Annotated in this window: 15 protein-coding genes; 6 read left to right on the forward strand and 9 right to left on the reverse strand. The window is 56.1% G+C overall.

Features of this window, described 5'->3' with window-relative positions:
• Positions 1–79: 79 nt before the first annotated feature.
• Both PSPTO_RS08655 and PSPTO_RS08660 read right to left on the reverse strand, forming a co-directional pair.
• Positions 80–556: a hypothetical protein gene (locus tag PSPTO_RS08655; protein ID WP_011103654.1), complete on the reverse strand. Its 477-nt coding sequence runs from the start codon at positions 554–556 to the stop codon at positions 80–82.
• A 49-nt stretch (positions 557–605) separates the two neighbouring features.
• The gene (locus PSPTO_RS08660) at positions 606–2,495 is read right to left on the reverse strand and encodes a DUF262 domain-containing protein (protein WP_011103655.1); all 1,890 of its coding nucleotides are present in this window, start codon (positions 2,493–2,495) and stop codon (positions 606–608) included.
• A 316-nt stretch (positions 2,496–2,811) separates the two neighbouring features.
• Here PSPTO_RS08660 and PSPTO_RS30215 point away from each other — a divergent pair, with 316 nt between their 5' ends.
• Positions 2,812–4,488 (forward strand): hypothetical protein, encoded by a 1,677-nt coding sequence (locus PSPTO_RS30215; protein ID WP_226992688.1) that lies wholly within the window; start codon positions 2,812–2,814, stop codon positions 4,486–4,488.
• A 25-nt stretch (positions 4,489–4,513) separates the two neighbouring features.
• Here the strand turns inward: PSPTO_RS30215 and istB are convergent, their stop codons facing one another.
• Together istB and istA are read right to left on the reverse strand one after the other, a co-directional pair.
• Entirely contained in the window at positions 4,514–5,323 is an 810-nt protein-coding gene (gene istB / locus PSPTO_RS08675) for an IS21-like element ISPsy4 family helper ATPase IstB (RefSeq protein WP_005741073.1), read from the reverse strand.
• Positions 5,320–6,342, reverse strand: a complete 1,023-nt coding sequence (istA, locus tag PSPTO_RS08680; protein ID WP_002551322.1) for an IS21-like element ISPsy4 family transposase — start codon at positions 6,340–6,342, stop codon at positions 5,320–5,322. The genes istB and istA overlap by 4 nt, the downstream gene beginning before the upstream one ends.
• Here istA and PSPTO_RS08685 point away from each other — a divergent pair.
• Together PSPTO_RS08685 and PSPTO_RS08690 are read left to right on the forward strand one after the other, a co-directional pair.
• On the forward strand, positions 6,289–6,999 hold the full coding sequence (locus PSPTO_RS08685; RefSeq protein ID WP_226992714.1) for a hypothetical protein: 711 nt from the start codon (positions 6,289–6,291) through the stop codon (positions 6,997–6,999). The two genes, istA and PSPTO_RS08685, sit on opposite strands and share 54 nt — an antisense overlap.
• 449 nt (positions 7,000–7,448) lie before the next feature.
• Entirely contained in the window at positions 7,449–9,854 is a 2,406-nt protein-coding gene (locus PSPTO_RS08690; protein WP_161797813.1) for a DEAD/DEAH box helicase, read from the forward strand.
• A gap of 254 nt (positions 9,855–10,108) precedes the next feature.
• Here PSPTO_RS08690 and PSPTO_RS08695 read toward each other — a convergent pair whose 3' ends face one another.
• From PSPTO_RS08695 to PSPTO_RS08715, 5 genes are all read right to left on the reverse strand, one after another.
• On the reverse strand, positions 10,109–11,356 hold the full coding sequence (locus PSPTO_RS08695; RefSeq protein WP_005766612.1) for a ribonucleotide-diphosphate reductase subunit beta: 1,248 nt from the start codon (positions 11,354–11,356) through the stop codon (positions 10,109–10,111).
• Between the two features lie 668 nt (positions 11,357–12,024).
• The gene (locus PSPTO_RS08700; protein ID WP_005766613.1) at positions 12,025–12,594 is read right to left on the reverse strand and encodes a GNAT family N-acetyltransferase; all 570 of its coding nucleotides are present in this window, start codon (positions 12,592–12,594) and stop codon (positions 12,025–12,027) included.
• 105 nt (positions 12,595–12,699) lie between these two features.
• The gene (locus tag PSPTO_RS08705; protein ID WP_005766614.1) at positions 12,700–13,347 is read right to left on the reverse strand and encodes a BON domain-containing protein; all 648 of its coding nucleotides are present in this window, start codon (positions 13,345–13,347) and stop codon (positions 12,700–12,702) included.
• A gap of 121 nt (positions 13,348–13,468) precedes the next feature.
• Positions 13,469–13,918 (reverse strand): potassium channel family protein, encoded by a 450-nt coding sequence (locus tag PSPTO_RS08710; protein ID WP_011103658.1) that lies wholly within the window; start codon positions 13,916–13,918, stop codon positions 13,469–13,471.
• 34 nt (positions 13,919–13,952) lie between these two features.
• Positions 13,953–14,705: a helix-turn-helix domain-containing protein gene (locus tag PSPTO_RS08715; protein ID WP_011103659.1), complete on the reverse strand. Its 753-nt coding sequence runs from the start codon at positions 14,703–14,705 to the stop codon at positions 13,953–13,955.
• Positions 14,706–14,955: 250 nt separating this feature from the next.
• Here PSPTO_RS08715 and PSPTO_RS08720 point away from each other — a divergent pair, with 250 nt between their 5' ends.
• The 3 genes from PSPTO_RS08720 to PSPTO_RS08730 all read left to right on the forward strand — a co-directional run bounded on the left by PSPTO_RS08720 (position 14,956) and on the right by PSPTO_RS08730 (position 19,966).
• Positions 14,956–15,846: a universal stress protein gene (locus PSPTO_RS08720; RefSeq protein ID WP_011103660.1), complete on the forward strand. Its 891-nt coding sequence runs from the start codon at positions 14,956–14,958 to the stop codon at positions 15,844–15,846.
• A gap of 316 nt (positions 15,847–16,162) precedes the next feature.
• Positions 16,163–17,386: an acetate/propionate family kinase gene (locus PSPTO_RS08725; protein ID WP_011103662.1), complete on the forward strand. Its 1,224-nt coding sequence runs from the start codon at positions 16,163–16,165 to the stop codon at positions 17,384–17,386.
• A 72-nt stretch (positions 17,387–17,458) separates the two neighbouring features.
• A complete protein-coding gene (locus tag PSPTO_RS08730; protein WP_011103663.1) occupies positions 17,459–19,966 on the forward strand; it encodes a phosphoketolase family protein in 2,508 nt (835 codons plus the stop codon).
• The last annotated feature ends 102 nt before the right edge of the window (positions 19,967–20,068 follow it).

Consider the following 20,068-nt stretch of genomic DNA (forward strand, 5'->3'; position numbering starts at 1 on the left):
TCATACCGTAAATCAGTGGGTGAGCACCACGCCGCTTAAGTAAGGCACTTGAGGGTTTAGTGGCTTCTGTCAGACCTGATTAACCTCTTTTACCCGATCCAAAACTGCCCGGCAGTCGGGCCCAGCTGTCTAGCATGTCGACGCGCTTGGCGGATTTTTTTGCCTTCTTAGTGGTGATCGTGGTTTGGGAGGCTTTATTTGCGGGCTTCGCTACGTTGGTCTGCCGAGCAGGCTTGGCGTTAAGAAAGTCATGGAGTTGCACCTGGGGTTTGGGCGGCATACCTGAACGGCGATAGGAGCGTTGTCCCAGTGTCTCCTGAATGTCCAATCCGGTCCGGAAGCTGAACCAACTCGCCATTTGCAGGGCATACCGAGTGTTTTTGAAGATATCCAGAATTTTATCGATATAGCTGATATCACCGTGCTGAATCGCATGTAAAGCAGCTTGTGTCGTTAAGTCGCGCATCACGGACGAGAACGCCAGTTTCCGGAAATCAATGAACTCGATCACGTGTTTAGTTAGCAATGCCGACAGCAGAGCCTTGCTTTGGTCCATCATTCACTCCGTGCTGTTGACGAGCGAAAAGGCGCTAGGTATGTAGGTGTCATTCTCCCTTTGGCCAAACTCTCAGAGCCACACCTGCAAACAATTCGCCTCGCGCTGCAATTTCTAGCTCGTTCCACTTCAGTTTCGCTATCAATGGGATGTTGAGACGAAGACTCGTGTTGGCAATCAGCTTGTCCCGCTTCAACAGAAAGTCGCAGTGTTGCGCTGACCGGTTCACGCTCAAATTCAGTAGCGTCAGGTTGCCCAAGGTTGGAACGGTATCGTGCCGTTCGCGAATCAATTGCTGCTTGGGGGTCAGTGAGCCTCCAGAACGCAGGATAATTTCGATATCCGCCTCATCAATGTTCGCTGCGGAACTGCCGTCATTTAGAGGCCAGTTGGTGTGCCAGCTACGTGGCATTATGTGATCAATATCGAGGTTTGTCAGATCTGGAAGCCCACACTCCTCACTCTTGACGGATAGTCGTAACGCCCCTTCCAACTCGGTCAATAAAGAGCGCATTTTGGCTGCATCAAGTCGGCCAGGATAAAGCGGGGCGCAGATACACGCATTGCGAAACTCTGAGTTTTCGGGCCAGCGGGAGGCATCTCCTTTGAGCGTACCAAGGTAGCTTCTCAATTCCTCGCTCGATATGCCGGACTTCGTCAAGTGGCGTAGAGCGCTCAAAAACACGTTGTTGTAGTTCTTTGGAGTAAGCCCACATATCGCTCGTCGCACGATGTAGGACACGAGGTCATTGAACATTTGTGTTTTTTCCGCATCACCCACCTCCGCCACTGAAATCAGCAACGTCAGTGGGTGCAGCGTGGTGACATCATAGGCCGCGATTCGACGACCAAGACGGGCGACAGGTGATGAGCCAGACATGCTGATCAAATCGCGATAGTGCCCAGCGTATTGGTTTAACGTTAACAGTTGCCGGCCAGCTGTTTTGGGTAGGGGGCTAGCGGCAGCGTAGCGTCTGTACTCGTTGTACAGGCGCGACAGGTCAATCTCGCTACCCATCTCCGCTTGAAGTGTCGAATGGATCAGCCATTCAAGCCGTGGCTTATTGATGCGGCCACGTCGTTGCTTCGTCGACCAGTAGTCTGATTCGAATGGCAACCATTGACTATTGTAAAGGGCTGCCGCATCCACACCGTCGTGGTCTGCACGCATGAAGATATAGTTGCGGATCAAATCAGTGGCGTGTAGCTCAGCCCCGCGGCCGTTGAGGGTCTCAAAGATTACCTGGGCGTCGTCCTCGGCCTCCAGTGAAATACTGACCAGCTTTAGATCTTGCAGAACGGCCATGATGAGCGCTTCGGCGTAACTTAGTTCTTGGTCGACACCAGAGCGAATCCACTCGATGAACTCTGCGGTAAAGAACCAGAGGGCTGCCAGTGATGGCGGATGGTCATAGTGTTTTCGAAGCGTGCCGTGCTGCGTGAAGTGTGCTGAAAACTCTTTTCGGAAATCCTCAAGCTGCTGGATCGCCAGGCTCTTTTCGAAGTGCGGGCGATCCCGAAACGTCGGCCACAGCTTGAAGCGCTCCATCTGCGGATTGCGCATGGTTTCTTCATTGGTGTTTTGCATGCAGGCGATCACGCTGGGCTCAAACACTTGCATGCCGGTTTCGCGCAGGGCGAGCAGCAGTGAAGCCAGGATGTATTGGAGCGTCGTTAGGCGCTGCTGGCCATCGATGATGTGCAACGTGTCGACACCCATCAGTCCATGCTTGACTTGAGGCTCCAGCACAACCGCACCTAAAAAGTGTGGGGTGATGTTCATGCCCGACACACGAGCATTGGCTTTCTCTTGAATGTCCTGCCACAGGCCGGTCCATTGGTTCCGCTGTGTCCATACATACGCTCGTTGGTAGAAGGGAACACAATATTGGCGCCTGTCCTGGAATATTTGGCGCACGGTGAGCGTTTCGGATTTCATGATTGCCCCTTTTAGTCGTCGCTGCATTCTGGCGCTAGGTTCCCGTGGTGTCACTCGGTATGTATGCATGGCCGGAAGTGCTGGTGATCTATCTGCTGGGCATTTTTGCGGAGTGCGCACTGCGCGTAATTTGACGTTATGGTCAGGTAACCTCTAGCAAGGGCGGACAAGAAAATAGCGCAATAATGGCTGTTTGCCTTCCACAAGGCCGGTCTGGGTAAGGTAACGGACGATTCAGGCTACAAACTTACGAAGCAGTGCTAACCTCTCCTGAGCCTCAATTTTGCGCAGGGGGCTGTGTTGTCATGGAGTCGGTGTGGAAATGGATTGGGAAGCACTGTTAGACAAATTGTGGAGCTTTGCCTCATCGGATCCCAAAGAGCTGGAGACGAATATCCGTTCGTGCCTGAAAGGCCACTCCTCGGAAGGCCTACTCCAAGCCATTTCGCTTCTGATCTCTCAAAGTCAGTACGTTACAGCCAAGGCACTCCTTGCTGAATTCCTGAGAAGCCATCATTCAGCGGAGGATATCCAGCGCAGGCTTGAACTGATTTTGCACTTTAAAAAATATCGCGCATCGCCAATGCTCTCGATCAAGAGCAAGCAACGCAGCAAAGAGCTGCTCATCAAAGACGTCAATGACCTGGTCGTGTCTGGCAGGTTGCAGGCTGCCGAGTCGCTCCTCCTGGAAGCCATTGATGCGTTTGAGGAGCCTGATTGCCTTAATTTGCTCAGCCGCGTGTACATGCTGCAACGACGCCCCATGGATGGGGCAAAGGCCATGCAGCGTGCTCTTCTCCTGAAACGCCAACAGCAAGCCTTTATTGAGATTGAGCCTGAAGAGTCTACAGACGACCTGCCAACGGACAGTGATCTGGCATTCATCAGTTACTCATCTGAGCATCTGACGACCCTAGAAAACCCAGCAGCTCCGACCAACAAGGCGTTGACCGAGACAGTCGATGATTCATTAACATTCATTCAGCACACGGCTTCTCAATACCCCTCTTTGAAAACGGACGTTTGGTGGGAGGGGCAATTTGAATCAACGCCATCTGAAGCCTCAACATGCCTCGACGAGCTTGAAGCGCGTAATGAGCCTGATACGGCTCCAGCTACTACAGACGACTTCTCCGGTGAGCATGTGACAGAGGATGAGGACACCTCGCCCTCCGCCACAAACACCGTTCTCAAACTTGCCCATCCACGGAAGGAGACGGAAGCTGGAGAGGGGTTAGCCAAGGTCAAGATCTTCAACAAATCAGGGCGCTCACTAATCTCTGTCCAACCGAAAGGTTTAGGAGCTCCGGAACCATCGGATTCTCATGAATCTCCATTACAGCCAACGACATTGCCAGCCCCGGAGGTTCCTGCTTTAACGTCTCAAACTCACGATGAAGTATCTGAGGAAAACGATGAGGATGACGAGTACCTGGCGCTAACCGATCTAGAACTAAACACCCCGACTTTGCCCCAGCTGAATTTTGGAATTGAAGATCTGGAAGATCAAATCGACCTTGATCATGACTTGCAGGATCTGTCAATCTTCGAGCTTGAGGCTGAGCAGGAAGAAGACATCCTTAGTGTTGTGGCTGACTTCCGTGATCTTGAAGATGACTATGCGGCTTACGCCTTTGACCCGGATGAAGTCTTTGATGGCGGGGAGGCTCTGGTTACCGAGCCCGATGATGGGGATGTTGACAAACTCTCCCACGGAGATCGTGCGCTCCAGAAAGCCGCTGAGTTGATCGGAAAGACCAATTGGCCGCTCAGTACGCTGCCTCTGGTTCAACAGATTTTTTTCATGAGCGGCGGCGGGCAGACACGCCTTGCGCTTGAAAGAGAAATCGAAAAAGGGATGACCCCCGCCGAGTTGGTTCTGGCAGCTCATATCAAGGTTATCTGGGCAGAGAACGACATCTACTGGATCGCTTTTGATAAAACCGGCAGCAGTCGTCTGTCCCACTACGTGTCAACGCCAACTAAAAAGTGACCCCCTTCCGTGCTAAATCGCCAACTTAGTTTTGACCCCCCTCGGGTTCATATTTTCGAGCCGGTTCGGCCCGAGAAGATTTGGTTCCTGCTTTGCGCTTGTCCTTGAGTCGATAGCTTTCACCTGTCATCTGCACGATATGGGCATGATGTAACAGCCTGTCCAGCATGGCCGCTGTCAGTGTTTGATCATCCGCAAAGGTTCCGGCCCACTGGGTAAACGGCAAGTTACTCGTGAGGATCAGGCTGCCTTGCTCGTAGCGCTTGGCGACAACATTGAAGAACAGGTTGGCTTCATCACGACCAAACGGCAGGTAGCCGATTTCATCGATGACCAACAACCCAGGGGCCATCACCACACGACTGAAGTATTCCTTGAGCCGTTCCTGGCGGTGCGCAGCGGTCAGTTGCAGCATCAAGTCAGCCGCCGTGACGAAGCGGGTTTTGATACCGGCCATCACTGCCCGGTAGGCCAGGGCGATAGCCAGGTGGCTCTTGCCTACACCACTAGGCCCCAGGAACACGATGTTCTCGGCACGTCCAACAAAACTCAGTGCTGCCAGCTCCTGGAGCTGTGCCCGGGGGACGCCGGTGGCAAACGCGAAGTCGTATTGCTCCAGCGTTTTCACAGCGGGCAGCGCGGCAGTTTTCAGCAGGGCCTGTCGAGAGCGTTCACTTCGGGCATCGGTCTCGGCAGCCAGCAGCTTTTCGAGGAAGTCGGCAAAGCTGTCTTCGCCGCTTGCTGCTTGTTGGGCCAGGTGCGGCCAGTCCACCCCGACGCGCTCAAGCTTTAGCCCCTTGCATAGTTCTGTCAGGCGAGCATGTTGAAGGTTCATGCTCTCACCTCCAGCAGTTGCTCATAAACCGACAGCGGATGCTGCAAGCTCTCGTACGGCAGGACCCGTCCCAGGCGTAGGCCTTGGGCGGGTTGTGGGCGCAGGCTCTGTGTTGGCAGTGGTAATAGTACCTGCTGCTCTTGGGCCAGACGTACCGCCGGTTGAACACCCGTCGTGCCGTGAATCCGCTGATGAGCGACTTCGTCGAGCCATTGGCCGATATGTGCGTTGGCCGTCACCACATCCAGCGTCAGACCCGCACTCTTGAGCGTAGCGGCCAACGGGGTAATGAAACTGCCCTTCAGATACCCGTTGAAGCGCTCAACCTTGCCCTTGGTCTGGGCACGGTAAGGGCGGCAGACCTTGGGAATAAAACCAAACTCATCGGCCAGCGCAGCCAATCGGGGATGCCAACGGTGCTGGCCCTCCCCAAAAGCATCTCGCTCGGTGATGATGGTTCCGGCGTTATCAAACAATGCCTGCTCGGGCACGCCGCCAAAGTAAGCGAACGCCTCCCGAAGCCCTGTCAGCCAGGCTTCGCTGTCCTCTCGCTCGGAGAAACGGACAAAGCTTGCTCGACTAAAACCAAGTGTCGCCACGAACGCCTTAAGCGGCTGACGGCCTCGTCGAATGGTGGTGAAGTCCACCTGTATCTGCTTGCCGGGCAGTGTCTCGAAACGTACCACCGGCTCTTCTGCCTTACGTTTGAAGGGGCGAATATAAGCCTTCAGACGACTGACGCCGCCGCTGTACCCCAATGCCGTGATCTCACGCAGCAGGACGGTCGCCGGAATCCAGTGTGGGCGCGCCGCCTCAATACGCTCGTGCAGGTAGTCCTTGAAGGGGTCGATTTTGCACGGACGTGCGGGTCTCACCTTGTCACTGGGTAGCGACCGGGCCTTTCGCAGGTACTTGCGCACGGTGTTACGCGAAATACCCAGCTCACGGGCGATGAATTTGATGCCATGGCCCTGACGGGCCAACACTTTAATTTCCACAGACTGCTCCTGGGTCAACATATTGGCAGCTCAAAGCCGCCAGTTTTACCCAGGGGGGTCAATTCTAGGTTGGCGTTAGGGGGTCATTTTTACAGTGGCGGTGACAACTACGTACTGTCTTGGCCGACAGCTTTGCTGATCGTCCGTTCTTTTGAATCTCTACCACAGGTAGAAGAAATCGAGGTCTTGCTCGAAAGTCTCTTTTCTTCTTGGTACGAGAACGCTGTCTTACGCCGTGCGTTTAAAGCTTTTGCCCGGTATCTGTGGTTTCGGTTTGCCAATTTGGAAGGTTGCTTACCTGCCAATCAGCCCTTTGACTTCTGCGATCCTCACGAACTGCCTGCTGAGGAATACAGCGATCTGGGTCTGTGCGATGCATTGGAGTATGAAAAAACCGAGATTCTTAGAGTCTATGGAGTATTTCAAACCAAACATCCCCAGGAGCCCGGTTGCTATTTCAGTGACAAGCCGCCATTAGAAGAAACGCCATCGCTCAATGCCGAAAATCGCCCGAAGAAACAGGCTGAGAACGCAGAGACGCCTTGTGACATTGAGGCCGAGGAAGAGAGCATTGATGATGATACTGATGAAGCACCGCCTCAATGGTCAGCAGCGCCGCACGCATCAGCCTTGCACACGCAAAGTACCGACCAACCCTCGCCAAGTATTGAGCCGTAAGGATAAAGGATTAGCGCATGAAAACCCTCAGACTTACCCACGTTCCTGGTTGCTGGGTTAGCCAAACATTACCCAGCGGCCAGAATGAACGCCGAGGCATCGTCAAAATGGCCATTGCTAGAGAGGCCGAAGATCAGCTTCAGGTTCACTGGTTCAGTCCAGAGAAGAAGCTGGCCTATATCGATGCATCTGCCGTGCGCTCGGGCTTTCAAAATGGCATGGACGTGGTCGACGAAACTCCTGGTAGCGGTGTTCGCTCACTAGGGCAGGGCATCATCATGCAGCAGCGTACCTTGGCAGGTAGCGAGCAAGTATTGGTCGATTTTCCTGAGCGTGGTGAGCGTCATTGGCTGCCCTACCAATATCTGCGTCAAGTCAAGGGCGTTAAGCATCGCTTTGTCACCGCCAGCAAAGGCGATGCACATGATGCCGAGCGTATGCGCCTGCGCATGCTGGCCTACGCCATAAAAGTGTGGAATGAAAACACCGGTGCCCTTTCCCACCTAGAGATTGAACCACTGCCTCATCAGATTCACCTGGTTCACCACATCCTCGCATCCGGCAACTTCAACTGGCTGATTGCGGACGATGTGGGTTTGGGAAAGACCATCGAGACCGGTATGTTGCTGCATGCACTGCGGCAACGAGACCTAGTCAAACGCATCCTTCTGATCACGCCCGCGGGCCTGACCAAACAGTGGCAGGAAGAGCTATATTACAAGTTCAAGCTCGAAGATTTCGAGATCTATGGCGAGGACTTTTTCATTAATGAACCCCGCCAATGGAAGATGCACGACTGTGTCATCGGCTCTATGGATCGACTCAAGCAGGAGGATCACTTGGAAAGCCTGCTTCAGGCTGAGCCTTGGGATCTGGTAATTTTTGACGAAGGCCATCGACTCAGCCGCCGCCAGTACGGGCAAAAACTGGACAGCTCTGAGCGCTATGACCTGGCGAAAAACTTACGCAGTCGAACCAAGCACATGCTGCTGCTGAGTGCGACCCCTCACCAGGGCATGCAGGACAAGTTCGTGGCACTGCTAGAGCTGCTTCGCCCTGAGCGCCGTACGGAATTGATGGCGCTCAACCTGAAACCAGAAATTCTGCACGACATGGTATTCCGCAACCACAAAGCTGACGTAACAGACGCAGAAGGGAACTTCATCTTCCAAGGCAAAATCACCAGTGTTTTGCAGGTGCCCAGCAGCCTGGGGTCCGTCGAGTTCGATAAAACGCTTCAGGACTATCTGCGCAAAGGCTATGCCGCAGGTGAGTCGCTAGGCCTTAAAGGCAACGCTATTGGTTTCGTCATGACTGTTTATCGCAAACTGGCTGCCTCCAGCGCAGCAGCTATTCACCGGGCGCTTTGTAATCGCCTTAAGCGCCTGATCGACGATCAAGAAAATGGTACGTTCGCAGACGAGCCTAGCGACGAACGCTACCTGGGTGAGTGGGAAGAACAATTCACCAGTGATGCACGCGAGTTCTTTGCTGGCGAGGTGCAGTTGCTAAAAGGTTTGATTGCTGAGGCCGCGGCGTTGAAAGCCAATGACCTTAAACTGAAGCTGTTTATCGAAGAAATCATCGGCAAAATTCACGTAGCCAACCCTGATGAGAAAGTGCTGATTTTTACTGAATATCGCACCACCCAACGCTACATGCGGGATGCCTTAGCTAATCACTATGGCGGCGACCAGGTCGAGCTAATCAATGGCTCCATGCGGCATGCTGAGCGACGAGAGGCCATCAAGCGTTTTGAGCAGCAAGCGCGCTTTCTGATCTCAACTGAAGCTGGCGGGGAAGGCATCAACCTCCAGAACCAGTGCCACGTCATGGTCAACTATGACCTCCCCTGGAACCCCATGCGTCTCGTACAGCGCATTGGTCGCCTGTATCGCTATGGGCAGAAGAAGAAGGTTGTCGTGTTCAATATCCAGCAGACCGACAGCCTTGATCAGAATATCGTCGACCTGATGTATGAGCGGATCGACAGCGTGGTGACTGATCTGGCCGAGGTTCAGCATCATGAATTCAATGATGGCCTGAAAGACGAAATCCTCGGTCAACTGGCCGAGTTGATCGATGTGGAAGATATCCTGCAACAAGCTACAAAACTTGGCATCGACCGAACCCGAGAGCGTATTGATGAAGCGTTAAAGCAGGCACGCACTGCTGCTGCCAAACAACGAGAACTGTTTGTACACGCCGCCACCAGCGATCCAAAAGAGCTACGCGACGAGCTGGAAATCACCTTTGAGCACCTCGACAGTTTCGTCCTGGGAATGTTCGATCAACTGGGCATCGAGGTCGCGGAGCGGAGTCATAAAGAGCGGCTTTTGCGTATTAGATTGTCCGAGCAGGTTATGCACGACATGGGGCTTGCTCCCAAAGCCTCTCCGCGTATGGACGTAACTTTGGATCGTATGCTGGCCGCGAACCGCCCTGACACCCACATGCTCGACCTCAACTCCAAGCTTATGCAGTACCTGCTGGGTAAAGCGTGCGATTATGAGTTCGGTGGGCTAGCTGCAATGCTCAAAGCACCTGAACTCTGCGAGGGTGCACTGCTCGGTGCCATGCTGCGCTGGCAAGGGCCGCAGGGCAAACGCATGCGACAGGAGTTTGTGGCCATTCATATTAAAGATGGCAAAGCCACACTCAACCCTGCAATAGCCAGCCAGTGGTTGCTGACACCTGCTGAGCACAGCGCCCTGGGTACTGATGGCGAAACCTCAAAAATGCTATTCAAAGTCGCAGAAGAGACGGCTAACCAGCGACTAGCAAATGCCAGTAATCGCTACCTGATACCCGAGAATTTGGACTGGGCTGCCGCAGGCTGGACACAGCAGAACTGAATTCGCACACTTCAGGCCTAAGCGCTCAATAATGCCGTGAGTTTTGCGATGAACAAGGGCTGCGATTGGCAGCCCTCTTTTGTTGCAAAATCCGGTTCATGTTTAGTGAAAAGGTTTGGTGGTTTTGAGTGTGAGGGCTCACGTTTCGGCGAAAGCAAAATCAAAAAAGCTGCCATCTGACTCTTTTTTTCAGAACCCGTTTCATTTTCTATGAGACGGGTTCAGATTTTGATGCGACTCCATGAGCTAGTCTATCAATCCCAGCTCAACGCCCCACCAGTCTGATACTCAATAACCCTAGTCTCAAAGAAATTCTTCTCTTTCTTCAAGTCCATAATCTCGCTCATCCAAGGAAACGGGTTCGTCGTCCCTGGGTACTCTTCCTTCAAGCCAATCTGGCTCAGACGACGGTTAGCGATGAATTTCAGGTAGTCCTCCATCATCGCCGCGTTCATCCCCAACACGCCGCGAGGCATGGTGTCGCGGGCGTATTCGATTTCCAGCTGGGTGCCTTGCAGGATCATCTGCGTGGCTTCTTCTTTCATTTCGGCATCCCACAGGTGCGGGTTTTCGATTTTGATCTGGTTGATCACGTCGATGCCGAAGTTCAGGTGCATGGACTCGTCGCGCAGGATGTACTGGAACTGCTCGGCGACGCCGGTCATTTTGTTGCGGCGGCCCATGGAGAGGATCTGGGTGAAGCCGCAATAGAAGAAGATGCCTTCCAGTACGCAGTAGTAGGCGATGAGGTTGCGCAGCAACTCTTTGTCGGTGTCGACGGTGCCGGTTTCGAACTTCGGATCGGAGATCGAACGGGTGTATTTCAGGCCCCAGGCTGCTTTTTTAGCGACCGACGGGATCTCGTGGTACATGTTGAAGATCTCGCCTTCATCCATGGCCAGCGATTCGATGCAGTACTGGTAGGCGTGGGTGTGGATCGCTTCTTCGAAGGCCTGGCGCAGGATGTACTGGCGGCACTCCGGGTTGGTGATCAGGCGGTACACGGCCAGTACCAGGTTGTTGGCAACCAGTGAGTCAGCGGTGGAGAAGAAGCCCAGGTTACGCATGACGATGCGGCGCTCGTCGTCGGTCAGGCCTTCCGGGTCTTTCCAGAGGGCGATGTCGGCGGTCATGTTGACTTCTTGCGGCATCCAGTGGTTTGCGCAACCGTCCAGGTATTTCTGCCAGGCCCAGTCGTACTTGAACGGCACAAGCTGGTTGAGGTCGGCGCGGCAGTTGATCATCATTTTTTCGTCAACGGCGACGCGGGCGCTGGCGCCTTCGAGTTCGGCCAGGCCTTCGGCGACGTCCAGTGCGTCCAGCGCTTTCTTGGCGCGGATCAGGGCAGCGGAGTCGGCGGCGGTCACGGCGCGGGCTTCTTGGGCTGCGAGGCCGCCAGCGCTGTCGAGGCGGTCCATGTTGGCTTCGTTGGCGTGACCGGCGTTGGTCGCTTTGGCGACTACTTCGCCGTCTTCCTTATCGAATTCGTCCCAGCTCAGCATGGTGTACGTCTCCTGCCTGAGGGGTTGCCTGTGGCACCCCTGTTGGATTTTCAAAGTATGGGCTGCCAGCGTCGCGCTGAACGTGCGCTGGCAATGGAATTTTTACTCGGGGTCTGTCGCGATCGGCCGGCTTATGAGTGTGCCGGTCGCTCTTTGAATGTGCTGCCGAGGCTGTGCCTTACAGGCGAGCAGATCGAAAGCTCGAGGTTGCTTTCAGACAAGCCAGGTTTGCAGGTTTTGCAAATGGTCATTTGAGTACCCTTGAGCGAGCGCGAGATTATACAGATTTTGTCCGACCCCTGCGCATGTGTGACTGATTTTGATGTGGACATTACGCCTGTTGTGAATGACTCCGGGATTCAGTGAGCAGGCTCATGAAGGCGCGGTGTCCGGGCGTAAATCCCTTATGTAGTGTTTTTTTCGAATCAGGGGCGCAGCATATAGTGATGCGTGAATTGCTGCAATCGGCTGCGCGCCCGGATTTCTGATCAGTGTTCGGGATGTGATGGGGGTCAGTGCTTGCCCGCTACATGCAGAACGCGGGCTGTAACGGAGAAGGGCGGATTGCACGCAAGGGATTGCTCGCAATGACAGGCGACGAATGGTTATGGGCGGTGCAATCATGCATCGCTCATACCCCACGTGTTGCGCATGCCTGAGGTGCTCGCTCACTGCACCAGAACATACTCATGAAAAATTCTGGGCCCGTGTTTTTCGTCCACGCGGCAGGTGAAACCCATGCTGGTTGCCAGCCCGTCCATGGCCAGATTTTTAGAGGCGTCCATTGATGATATTTTGCTGAAACCCTCCTTCGTCGCGGTTTCCATGAGTCGCTTCAGCAGCGCTGTGGCCACGCCTCGACGTTGCCATTTTTCAGAAACGGCAATGGCGAATTCGCAATGCGCGTCGCCTTCATAGGCACCGTAACGAGCAACGCCAATCTCCGTCAGTTCATCGTTGTCGTAGGCCAGTGCGATGTAGGCCATGCGATTATGCAGGTCGATGTCCATGAGCTGATCATGCACTTTCGCATGTGTGCTGAACGATCCCAGAAAGCGAAAATGCGCGATGTCCTTGCCGAGGTCTTTTAAAAAGGAGAACTCCCGGGCACGGTCTTTATTGGCCAACTGGCGAATCAGAACCGGGGTGCCATCGCGCAGCTTCTCGATCCAGAACCCGCCGGCCAGATTGTCAGTGTCTTCGTTGAAGCGTTTGAGGATGTCTGCTGTGTAGGGCATGCGAGTAGCTCCGGATGAACGAGGGAAATGTCCTTTTGCAGCCTAGTCCGGTCAAGGTGCGTCACCGCTGTTATCGGCTCGCTGACCGGGTCGGCAGACAGTCGGTCAGTTGATGAGCAGATGGTTGTCCACGTTCTTTACACCTGGCACTGCCCAGGCCGCATGTTCGACCGCTTGGCGTTCACGCCAGCGGTGAACGTAGCCTTCAAGCCTTACTTGATTGCCCTCGGCGGTGACGCGAATTTTGCTGGCGTCCAGTTCCGAGCTTCGGGCCAGGGCTTGTTCGATCAGTGTCTTGATGTCCAGGCACGCAGTTTCAGGCCTGACGATCAGCCGGTTGTCTAGGCCCGCAACGCCTGCGAGGGTGTTGATGGCTTTTTGTGCGGCTTCTTTCTGGTATTGCCATTGCACATCGCCTTCAAGCGTTACCCGTCCGTGCTGCACCTTGACCTGTATGGCCTGGTCGGGCGATATCGTGTTCCAGCCAATCAGGTCCAGGCAGCGCGAGGCGATCACGCTGTCGTCGATGTAGAGGCTGCTCGGCACCCGTACTTCAAGTTCCACGGCCACGGCTTTGACGCCTTTGACGCTCTTGACTGCGCGTTCGGCGGCGATTTTTTCGGCGAAGGTTTTCACATGCCCGCTGAGCACCACCACGCCGTTTTCTATCGTGACGCCAATTGCGGCAGCGTCGATGTGGGGCAAAAACTCAAGCTCGTCCAGAATCGTTCTACGTAACGTCAGGTCGCTCATGCTGAGCCCTCTAAATGATGGACTGCGGCTGCTTATTCCGTGCCGCAGTCACATCATTGAATACCCTCCGGCAGGTCAAACATTGAGTTTTGTCAGTTAAAGCCCTTTGCGTTACACCCGCTTATCTGCGCCGTGCTGAGCGGTCGGTGTGGGTGCCCCAGTACTTCTGCATCTCGATAAACAGGAAGGACGCCGTCCAGGTGATGAGCACCAGCCCCGTCAGGGCTTCAAGCCCTGTCAGGTATTTGAGCGGACCAGTGGGCGTGATGTCGCCGAAACCGATGGTGGTGAACGTGGTGAACGAGAAGTACACCGAATCCATGAAGCTGCCGTCGAAGTTGCCCGTCAGGCGACCCAGTGAATCCGAGCGGTTCATCAGGTAATAGCCCAGCGCGAATATCCAGACTTCGATGGCGTGAGCGACCAGCGCGCCCAATACACCGAACACCATCCTGAACCGGTGCCAGAGATTGAGCCTGGGCATCAGCCCGTTCAGGCGCAGCAGGCATTCGTGGTGAACAATGACCACCGTGGTGATGATCAGAATATTGATCAGTGTGACCGCGATCATTGAAGGATTTCCAGCCAGAACCGGCGGCGGTGGTTCACAGGCTTTTTGCGCGGTAGCTGCACCCGTGGATCAATGCCTGCAGGCGGTTGAGGTCGAGGATCTCCACTTGGCGTCCGGAAATGCTGACGATGCGCAAATTGCGCAGGTTGGCGATGGCGCGGCAGATGGTTTCAAGCCGTAGCCCAAGGTAGGAGCCGATGTCTTCACGGGTCATGCGCAACACAAACGCTGTGGCTGAATAGCCCCGGTTGAACATCCGGCCAGACAGGTTGAGCAGGAAGGCGGCCATGCGTTCTTCTGCATTGAGGTTGCCCAGCAGCAGCAACATCTCATGGTCGCGAACGATCTCTTTGCTCAATGCGCGATTGAGGTTGTGTTGCAGTGACGGCATTTCTCGCGACAGTCGTTCCAGATGGGTGAAACGAATGGGGCACACTTCGCTGTCTTCCAGCGCAATGGCATCGCACACGTGGCAGTCGTTGCTGATGGCGTCACAGCCCAGCAATTCCCCCGACATCTGAAACCCGGTCAGCTGGTCGCGCCCGTCCTGCGAAGAGATCGTCGTTTTGAAAAAACCGAACCGCACCGCATACAGCGATTGCAATGGATCGCCAGCGTGGTAAAGCGCTGCGCCTTTCTTCACCTTGATTGGCTGAGGAATGATTGCGGACAAGCGATCAGTGTCTGTGAGGCTCATGCCGACTGAAAGGCACAGCTCTCGAACACCGCAATTGGAGCACTCTGCCTTGAGACGCAAACCGTTGATGGCTGCCAGATGGGCGGTCATAGGGTGCTCCTTGTTCAAATCAGCATAGGCGCGTCGAGCGTGCAGTGATAGCAGGCATTTCAAATGTGGATGAGCGGGGCTGTGGCGTGGTTGTTGTGTGCGTGAGCTCCTTGCCGGTGTTGATTTAGATCAAGCCGCAGTGTGCCGGGCCATCGAGAATGAACAGGCAGTAATCCCCCCCGATCGCTTTTCAGCCGTGTGATCGTCACCCGTGTCAGTGAGGTGCACCGTGTTCGAGTCAGAGCGTTTAATGTTGATTGCGTCGCCATTGATGAGCAGGACCCCGGCTTTTGAACGTGCCGCGGCGCTTGCTCGGGCTAAAAGTGCGGCGTTGCATATTGTCGCTTTCGATTACGTCGAGGGCCTGGCCGCAGCCGGACTGCTCAACGAAAGGGCATTGAACGAGATGCGCGATGGTTATCTGGCCAGCCACCGACAATGGCTGGAGCAGCAGGCACAGTTGATACGACAATCAGGTGTGGAAGTGACCACGGAAGTGGTCTGGGTCATGCGTCCACTGGATGAAATCATGGCGCATGTGCATGAGATCAAGCCCTCGATGGTAATCAAGGACATCGGACACGAATCCTGGCTGACGCGCGCCATGTTCACTTCGCTGGACATCCGGCTGCTGCATGACTGTCCGGTGCCGTTGCACCTGGTAGCTAACGTGGACCACGCGCTGCCGCGCAAAATACTGGCGGCCGTCGATCCGTATCGGACCGAGGAGCAGTTCGGTGACGTCAATGAAGTCATCATCAAGAGTGCCGAGAAGCTGGCAGCGCAGTGCAATGCGCAATTGCATCTGCTTTACGCCCATGACATGGCCTACATCTTTGCTTCGGCGGGTGATCTGGGTCTTTCAACGAGCCTGGAACACACTTTGTATGAGACCGAGCAAGAAGCCTTTGATCAGTTGGCAGACCGGTTTGGAGTGCCCGATGAATGCAGGCACGTGGTCACGGGCAGCCCGGCGAAGGTGATCAGCGCGTTTGTTCTGGCCGAGGGCATCGATGTGATTGTCATGGGCACGTTGCACCGTAATCGTGTCGATACGTTGCTGGGCAGCACCACCGAGCAGGTCGCTCATCATCTGTCAGGCAGCCTGCTGGCGCTGAACCCGCGCCTGTCTGCGCTTTGATTTTTGTTTCGGCATGGGAGTAGTGTGGTTCCCGGTATCAGTTGAGCTTCAACCGGTACACCACTTGAGTGGCGTCCAGCGGGTCACCGCTGGACGTGAAACCCAACGCCCTGGCCAGGTGGCGCATGGGTGAATTGCTGAGAAGGTCGATACGCGAGTGAAAACAGCTCGTCGTCCCTACATCTACGCCCTGTCTGTCGTGGCTTTCTGATCCAGATCAATACCGCTGTGTCTGCGACGCCCAGACTGACCTCCGGTTGTTTGCATTGACCAAGGTCTCGCTGAGGCGAATCCAGAGCCATCTGCGGAGTGCTCCATGACGGATCAATCACAACCCTTGCTGCTGGTGCTCAACACAGGTTCTTCCAGCATCAAGTTCTCTCTGTACAGCGCGGCGGCGCTGGCAGCGTCCGGGCCGCAGTGCCTGGGCAATGGCAGTTTCGAGGTGCGCAAGGACACTGAAAGGTTGATCTTTCAGGGCGCTGACGGTTGTGCGCAAACGCGCGAGGAGTGGTCACGCAACGGTGCCTCGTTAAACAAGGCCTCGGTAAATAGCGGCACGCTGGCCAACCTGATGGGCTGGATCGAGCGCCACGCAGACGGGCAGATTTGCGCCGCGGCGCACCGTGTCGTTCATGGGGGTAGCCGCACGCAAGTGGCGGCGCGGGTCGATGCTGTGCTCATGGCTGACATGCAGGCGCTTGTTCCGCTGGCGCCCTTGCATCAGCCGTTGTGCCTGGCACCCATGACCTATTTGAGCCGTGAGCACGGCGGGCTGGTGCAGTTTGCCTGTTTCGATACCGCGTTTCACCACACTCTGGACGCGCTCGAAACCCGTTTCGGCCTGCCTGCGGCGCTCACCGCGCAGGGCCTTCGGCGCTATGGCTTTCACGGCTTGTCTTACGAATACATCGCCAGCGTGCTCCCGCACTACGATCAGCGTGCGGCACAAGGGCGGACAATCGTTGCTCATCTGGGCAATGGCGCAAGTTTGTGCGCGATGCACAACCGGGTCAGTCGCGGCACAACCATGGGCTTCAGTACCCTGGACGGTGTGCTGATGGGAACGCGCCCGGGGCGCCTGGACCCCGGCGTGCTGCTGTACCTGCTGCGCGAGCGCCGCATGAGTGTGCAGGCGCTGGAGCATTTGCTGTATCACGAATGCGGGCTGTTGGGCGTTTCCGGTGGCATTTCCAGTGACATGCGCGAGCTGTCTGCCAGCCAGGCCCCAGAGGCGCGAGACGCCATTGCGTTGTTCGTGCGCAGTGTGGTGCGCGAGATTGGCAGCCTGGCCGCGATTCTGGGCGGTGTTGATGCGCTGGTCTTTACCGGCGGCATCGGTGAGCACGCTGCCGACGTGCGCGACGCGATTCTTGACGGTTGCGCCTGGCTGGGCCTCAAGCGCGACAGGGCGGTAGCGACTCAGCCTGGCGCCCGACTGTCGCACCCCGACAGCGCTGTTTCGGCCTGGACGATCGCCACCGACGAGAACGCCATCATCGCCCGCCATGCGCTCGGGCTGCTGCACGAGCGCACCTGAACCTTTTCACGCCTTCCACACATCGAAACCTGCGAGTCGCAAGGTTTGTGCATCGCACCCTATGGAGTCGCCATGTATCTCTTCAACTCAACGCTTTCCAGCGCCGAACAATCGGACGCCGAATCGGTTATACCCCCTGAACGGCCAGGCAGCGAAGTCGGACCGCTGGACGCCGATCTGCTGTCACGGCTGCATCGTTACTGGAATGCCGCCAATTACCTGTGCGTCGGGCAGATCTACCTCAAGGCCAATGCGCTGCTGCGCGAGCCGTTACTGGCCGAGCACATCAAGCCTCGGTTGCTGGGGCACTGGGGCACCTCGGTTGGGCAGAATTTTATCTATGTGCACCTCAACCGCTTGATCTGCGAGCGGCGGATCGAGACGATTTTCATCTCCGGTCCAGGTCATGGCGGCCCGACCATGAATGCCTGCGCCTGGCTTGAAGGCACTTACAGCGAGGTGCACCCCGAGATCTCTTCGGATGAAGAGGGCATGCTGGGTTTCTTTCGCAGCTTCTCCACACCCGGTGGCATCCCCAGTCATTGCGGCCCGCATACGCCCAACTCACTGCATGAAGGCGGAGAGCTGGGCTATTCGCTGATGCACGCCTATGGCGCGGCCTTTGACAATCCCCACCTGCTGGTCGCCTGCGTGATTGGTGACGGGGAAGCTGAAACCTGCCCGCTGGAAGGCAGCTGGAAAAGTGTTCACTTTCTTGACCCTCGCCGGGACGGTGCCGTGCTGCCGATCCTGCACCTCAACGGCTACAAGATTTCCGGGCCGACGGTCGAAGCGCGCTTGCCGGACGAGCAGTTGCTCGAGCTGTACCGGGGGCGGGGTTATCAGCCGATTATCGTCGCGGGTGATGACTTGCCAGGCATGCATCAACGGTTTGCCGCCGCACTCAATACCTGTCACGACGCGATCCGCGAACAACAGGCGCGCTCCAGAAAGGACGGTGGCGCTGCGCGTGCACGCTGGCCGATGATTATCCTGCGCAGCCCCAAGGGCTGGACCGGGCCGAAAGTGGTTGATGGTGTGCCGGTGGAAGGCACGTTTCGCGCTCATCAGGTGCCGCTGGCCAATGTCATCGGTAACCCGCAACACCTCCAGCAACTGGAGAGCTGGATGCGCAGTTACTCGCCCGAGACGTTGTTCGATCAGAAGGGCCGGTTGTTGCCCGAGCTTCAGGCGCTGACCCCGCCATCGGCGTTGCGCATGGGCGCCGTACCAAGTGTGAATGGTGGCCGCGTGCTGGTAGCGCTGGAGCTACCGAACTTTGCCGACTATGGCCTGGAGGTGCCAGGCCCCGGCCAGGTCATCGCCGAAGCACCGCGCCGCCTGGGCGAGTACCTGCGCGATGTGATGCGTAACAACCCGCATAACTTCCGAGTTTTCGGGCCTGACGAGACCAACTCCAATCGACTCAACGCTGTGTTCGAGGCCAGCAACCGTACCGCGGCAGGGCCCTGCCTGGAGATTGACGAACACCTGGCCACGGAGGGCCGGGTGATGGAAGTGCTCAGTGAGCACTTGTGCGAAGGATGGCTGGAGGGTTACCTGCTGACTGGCCGGCACGGCATGTGGTCGACCTACGAAGCGTTCGCCCAGGTGGTCGACTCCATGGTCACCCAGCATGCCAAGTGGCTGCAGCAAAGCCGCGAGTTTGCCTGGCGGCGTCCGTTGGCTTCGCTCAACATTCTGATCAGCAGCCACGCCTGGCGTAACGACCACAACGGTTTCAGCCATCAGTCCACCGGGTTCGTCGATAACGTGTTGCAACGCCGGGCCGATGTGGTGAGGGTGTATTACCCGCCGGATTCCAATTGCCTGGTCAACGTCTTCGACCACTGTCTGCGCAGCCGCAACTACGTAAACGTCGTGACCTGCGGCAAGCAGCCGGACTTTCAATGGCTGGATTTCGACGCAGCGCTCAAGCATTGCTCCCAGGGTGCGTCGATCTGGGACTTCGCAGGCAGTGACGACGGTGAGCAGCCAGATGTTGTGCTGGGCTGTGCCGGCGATGTACCGACCACCGAGGCAGTAGCCGCAGCCTGGTTGCTGCAAAAACACGTGCCGGGTATTCGGGTAAGGCTGGTCAATGTTGTCGACCTCGGCATTTTAAGCGCGCCAGAAGATCGGCCGCATGGCATGGACCATGTGTCGTTCGAGGCATTGTTTACCCGAGACGCGCCGGTGATGTTCGCGTTTCACGGTTCGACCTGGGTGATCCATTCCATGGTGCATGGCCGCGCCAATGAGGCACGCTTTCACGTTCGTGGTTTCAGTGATCGTGGCACCACGACGACGCCATTCGACATGGTGGTGCTCAACCGCCTGAGCCGTTATCAACTGGCCATCGACGCATTGAGCCATGTACCCCGGTTACGCGCGCAGAGTCTGGATGCAGTGCATTTTTTCGAAAGTCAGTTACGCAAGCATCACACCTGGATACGCGAACATTTTGAAGACATGCCGGAGATCCGCAACTGGAGCTGGACGGCCGATTTCAGCGAATCTCAGACACCGCCGCCATTGGCCAAGGGGCACAGCCGAGGGCAGACATTTACCGATGCGTGAGGGGGGGCGTTAGCGAATGGGGTTGTTGCGCGAGCCGTTTTCAGGCGGGTGAGGGGCAGAGCAGTTTGCCCCCACGTTGGTGTTGCCAACGTGGGGGCAAGT

The organism is Pseudomonas syringae pv. tomato str. DC3000 (genome assembly GCF_000007805.1).
GTDB lineage: Bacteria > Pseudomonadota > Gammaproteobacteria > Pseudomonadales > Pseudomonadaceae > Aquipseudomonas > Aquipseudomonas avellanae.

Coding starts and splice junctions, on each gene's coding strand:
- PSPTO_RS08690 (WP_161797813.1), top strand. CDS start 7,449: ATGCTGGCCTACGCCATAAAAGTGTGGAATGAAAACACCGGTGCCCTT.
- PSPTO_RS08710 (WP_011103658.1), bottom strand. CDS start 13,918: ATGATCGCGGTCACACTGATCAATATTCTGATCATCACCACGGTGGTC.
- PSPTO_RS08730 (WP_011103663.1), top strand. CDS start 17,459: ATGTATCTCTTCAACTCAACGCTTTCCAGCGCCGAACAATCGGACGCC.
- PSPTO_RS08700 (WP_005766613.1), bottom strand. CDS start 12,594: ATGCCCTACACAGCAGACATCCTCAAACGCTTCAACGAAGACACTGAC.
- PSPTO_RS08660 (WP_011103655.1), bottom strand. CDS start 2,495: ATGAAATCCGAAACGCTCACCGTGCGCCAAATATTCCAGGACAGGCGC.
- PSPTO_RS08705 (WP_005766614.1), bottom strand. CDS start 13,347: ATGAGCGACCTGACGTTACGTAGAACGATTCTGGACGAGCTTGAGTTT.
- PSPTO_RS08715 (WP_011103659.1), bottom strand. CDS start 14,705: ATGACCGCCCATCTGGCAGCCATCAACGGTTTGCGTCTCAAGGCAGAG.
- PSPTO_RS08655 (WP_011103654.1), bottom strand. CDS start 556: ATGGACCAAAGCAAGGCTCTGCTGTCGGCATTGCTAACTAAACACGTG.
- PSPTO_RS08695 (WP_005766612.1), bottom strand. CDS start 11,356: ATGCTGAGCTGGGACGAATTCGATAAGGAAGACGGCGAAGTAGTCGCC.
- PSPTO_RS08725 (WP_011103662.1), top strand. CDS start 16,163: ATGACGGATCAATCACAACCCTTGCTGCTGGTGCTCAACACAGGTTCT.
- PSPTO_RS08720 (WP_011103660.1), top strand. CDS start 14,956: ATGTTGATTGCGTCGCCATTGATGAGCAGGACCCCGGCTTTTGAACGT.
- PSPTO_RS08685 (WP_226992714.1), top strand. CDS start 6,289: ATGGCCCTGACGGGCCAACACTTTAATTTCCACAGACTGCTCCTGGGT.
- istA (WP_002551322.1), bottom strand. CDS start 6,342: ATGTTGACCCAGGAGCAGTCTGTGGAAATTAAAGTGTTGGCCCGTCAG.
- istB (WP_005741073.1), bottom strand. CDS start 5,323: ATGAACCTTCAACATGCTCGCCTGACAGAACTATGCAAGGGGCTAAAG.